Origin of the sequence: Proteus hauseri, from assembly GCF_040139125.1 — a bacterium.
In the GTDB taxonomy this organism is placed as follows: domain Bacteria; phylum Pseudomonadota; class Gammaproteobacteria; order Enterobacterales; family Enterobacteriaceae; genus Proteus; species Proteus hauseri_B.
The window spans coordinates 1-3,483 of record NZ_JBEEUB010000024.1 but is presented as its reverse complement, the minus strand read 5'-3'; the positions used below and the strand labels follow the sequence as shown (position 1 = coordinate 3,483).

The following is a 3,483-nucleotide window of genomic DNA, read 5'->3' as shown; positions in this document are numbered from 1 at the left end:
GGTGGTTTCTGTGTGAGTGACGCCATTGCTATTCTCGCGCCCTTTACCGGCATTTACGCTGGCTGAAAGATTAACCCCAGCACCGCCTTCACCTACGCCTAAGCCAACCCCCACACTGCCGCCTTTGCTGCTATTTCTGCTTTGAGTGCTTTCACTATTTTGTGCTGATGAGAGATGGATATCTTGTTTATTCAGCCAGTTAACTTCATATTTTCAAAGAGAATTTTAACCCAACCAACCGATTTTCCCAACGTGCATTTTGCTGTTCTGTCACCGATTTAGGTGCATATAAAATACAAGCAGCTAAAGAAGAAGTGGTCAAATCAAGACGATATTCAGTGGGTTACTTACCGAACAACGGTAAATCCAACCCCAGCCCATAGTTGACTAGTAGTAGGTGGTTGAAGTAGATAGGGTTTTAGGTAGGTACGCACCAAACCCTCATTAGCCAAGCCGGAAAGTTGATTATCCGGTTGGCTGAGAGGGAATAAAACTGCTAAAAAGGGATTTTCATTAAGCAATAATTTCATAAAGAGTATCGGGTGGGGCTTGATACTCTTCAAAATCAGCATGAATAACATCTCTCATTTCGATGAAATTTATTTTTTTAATTTTTTCTATTTGATTACAATCAGTTAATGCAATTACCATTTTCTGAGTTTGTGATATTTTGAATATTTCGGATATTACATCAAGAAGAATACCTAGTCGCTCCTTTCCATTTGTAGGAAACCCAATATCTGCTTCTGGGGCATAATTAATATAGTCAATTAAATAGCTTACGCCTACCTCTTGAGGAGAATCCCCTAAAGCGAAAGTAAAATAATTTCTATCTTTACATGGGGTGGGCAAAAATTTTTGAGGAAAATTGTACAATTCATTAATTGATATTTCTTCAATACCAATATCAAACACTTTTTCACAAACATTAGTTATCTCAGAAACTATATTTGTATTGTGTATTGTAATAAAGCCACGAGCATCATTTGACATAAATCACCTATTATTTATTTTTTTCTTATCATTAATCCATTCCCCTATTGGCTTACCATTTTGATCAATTTTACGATAGTATTTTCCTATAGGTAGTCCTTTATCATTATACTCATATTTGTGTTCATGAGGCTCAGCTCTACCATCTTTGCCTATACCAATTTGTTTATGGGCACTTTGCTGTCCATAATCTTCCCTAGAAAATGCATTTCCTCTCTGGTCGTAATAAGTAATACTTTTACTTCCATCAGCTCTTGATATTTCAATAATAGAGTTTGGCTTTGCTTTATCAGGAGCCTTACCCGAAGGGCGGACAATATGCTCAGTAACAACTTTATTAGTAGCTGGATTAATTATAGGTGCTTTATCGTAAGGCAATGAATTCCCATCAAAATTACCATCACCTTTCCCAACAGTCGTAACCGTTCCATCATTTTTCGGGCTAAATGCACCGTTTTTATCGGTGGTCCAGTTGCTACCAGCTCCTGAGTTGTTTCCTTTTGGCGATGTAACACTCGGATTCGGAACTGACTGCCCACTTTTCGCAAATACTAAATAAACTTTCGCTGCCACAAATTGAAGTGTTTTAGCTTCTGTTGTTGGTGGTGTGCTGCTTAATATTTCAGCAGCTTTTTCAGGTGTCATTTCCTGCTGTGTTAAAAATACATCAAGCGGAATACCCGTTAAATTACCCCATGCGATTAAAATGCCAAGTGCCGGATCTTGCCCCTCTGGGTGTGTTCCTTTTACTGCTTTCGTTAAGGCTGCATTGATTTCTTCTAGGCTGCCATCATTTTGTGCCATTGAAATCGCTAATGATGATACCGATTGCCCGTAACTTGCCATTCCCGTTGGCAGATCTTGAGGTTTGAAAAAGTTATTCTCAACTAGTCCTTATACCTATCTGGTAGGTACTCTTTATGCTCCATGCCTTTTAAAAGGGCTAATAGAGAATCCCTTTTCCATGATAATTCTTCTTTATCCATACATATTGTATTCTGATTTATTTGCTCATCAGTACAGTTTTCCAGCATGAAATTTATACAATCTAGATAAATGGTTATTTCACTCTCTGAAAGCCGGATATCAAATAACGTTACTGCATTAGCGACATACTCTTGTTTTAATAAGTCCATAAACTATCTCTTTATATAGTCAGAGAATTTATCTTGAAATTCTTGAAGTTTATCGTTATTTGGGCGCTCCCAGCGACCATCCTTAATGCGATTTAGGGTATTTTTTCTATCATTTTCCATAGAAGTAACAACTTCTCCATTTGGTTCAAGGATATGAACCCGTCCTTTTGGCCCTAAAATAACCCAGCGACCATCATCTTGAACAAGGATATCAGATGGCCTTGAGTTCTCTATATCATTAACAACCTGTCCGACTGGTCTTCCTTCTCTGTTTCTAATCTCAGCGTGATCGCTTCGGGTGATCTTATTGTCAGCCGTTAAAATATAATCTCGCCAATCCTTATCAAGGATCTGATTACCACCCATATCATTTTTTATGTCTATATCACTGAGCCCATCATCATGACTGGTGTGGTTTGGTTGCTGATCGGCTGGATCGATAATTGGCGTAATTAGTTTACCATCATCTTTATCCTGCTCAGGAATTGGGGTTCCTGGTAAAGGCGGCAGCGGTGTTGGGATGGGATAACCTGGTAACTGTGATGAGATATCCGGAGATTGAACACTTGTCGCATATTTACCAGATAAATAATCTAAATAACGATTTGTGATCTCATCATTTCCCATCATATTTAATGTAATGAGGTGGTCTAAATCATCCGATGAGATATTATCCGCTATTTCTTTTGCAACAATAGCCGTAATTCCTGCTTTTACACCGTACTCTAACACTTTCTTAGCAACGAACCCTCGGCACGGTGCAGCAAGAGCACAACCTTCTAAGGCGACTTTAGTCAAGAAGTTATTCTCAACCGCATTTTTCCCGGTCTGTGCGGCGGTAACAGCGCCTTCTATATTACCTGTGGAGATGCCCCCTGCAAGCCCTGCGGCGAGTTGGCTTAATGCGCTGACTTTTTGTTTTTCGCTTTCAGTGAGTTCGCTGATTGCTTTATTAGGGAAGAGGTTTGAGGCGATAACTCTAGCGGCTAATTCACCGCCGCCAGCGCCTAAACCGCCGGCAACCGCAGATTGATTATTTAGCTCGGCGGTCACCGCGCCTAAAATCGTATGCGCTAACGCATTCGCGGCGATATTCACTTCACCATTAACGGTAGTCAATTTTTTGATTTCAGTGGCAAGGTAAGGGGAGGCACCGCTTGCCAGTGCACCAGCAAGATTATTGCCGGATAATGCGGTTAATGCACCCGTCACCGCTTGGGCGGCTTTTTGTAAATCACTGCCTGTGCCAAAGCGTTCCATCGCGTGGTTGTACTCTTTGGTTTCACGCAGCTCACTCACACTCAAGTTTGGATGTTTCGCTTGTGCCTGTTTTAAGCCGGCGATATCCCCTTGG

The 3,483-nt window shown here is 40.6% G+C and carries 5 protein-coding genes; all 5 read right to left on the bottom strand.

Annotated elements, in window-relative coordinates; genetic code table 11:
* A partial coding sequence (locus tag ABN099_RS18935) for a hemagglutinin repeat-containing protein (protein WP_432807521.1) occupies positions 1–195 on the bottom strand: 195 nt, incomplete at its 3' end.
* Between the two features lie 318 nt (positions 196–513).
* Positions 514–993: a hypothetical protein gene (locus ABN099_RS18930; protein ID WP_349465929.1), complete on the bottom strand. Its 480-nt coding sequence runs from the start codon at positions 991–993 to the stop codon at positions 514–516.
* Between the two features lie 3 nt (positions 994–996).
* Positions 997–1,797 (bottom strand): hypothetical protein, encoded by an 801-nt coding sequence (locus ABN099_RS18925; RefSeq protein WP_349465928.1) that lies wholly within the window; start codon positions 1,795–1,797, stop codon positions 997–999.
* 83 nt (positions 1,798–1,880) lie between these two features.
* A complete protein-coding gene (locus ABN099_RS18920) occupies positions 1,881–2,129 on the bottom strand; it encodes a hypothetical protein (RefSeq protein ID WP_349465927.1) in 249 nt (82 codons plus the stop codon).
* Between the two features lie 3 nt (positions 2,130–2,132).
* A partial coding sequence (locus tag ABN099_RS18915; protein ID WP_349465926.1) for a VENN motif pre-toxin domain-containing protein occupies positions 2,133–3,483 on the bottom strand: 1,351 nt, incomplete at its 5' end.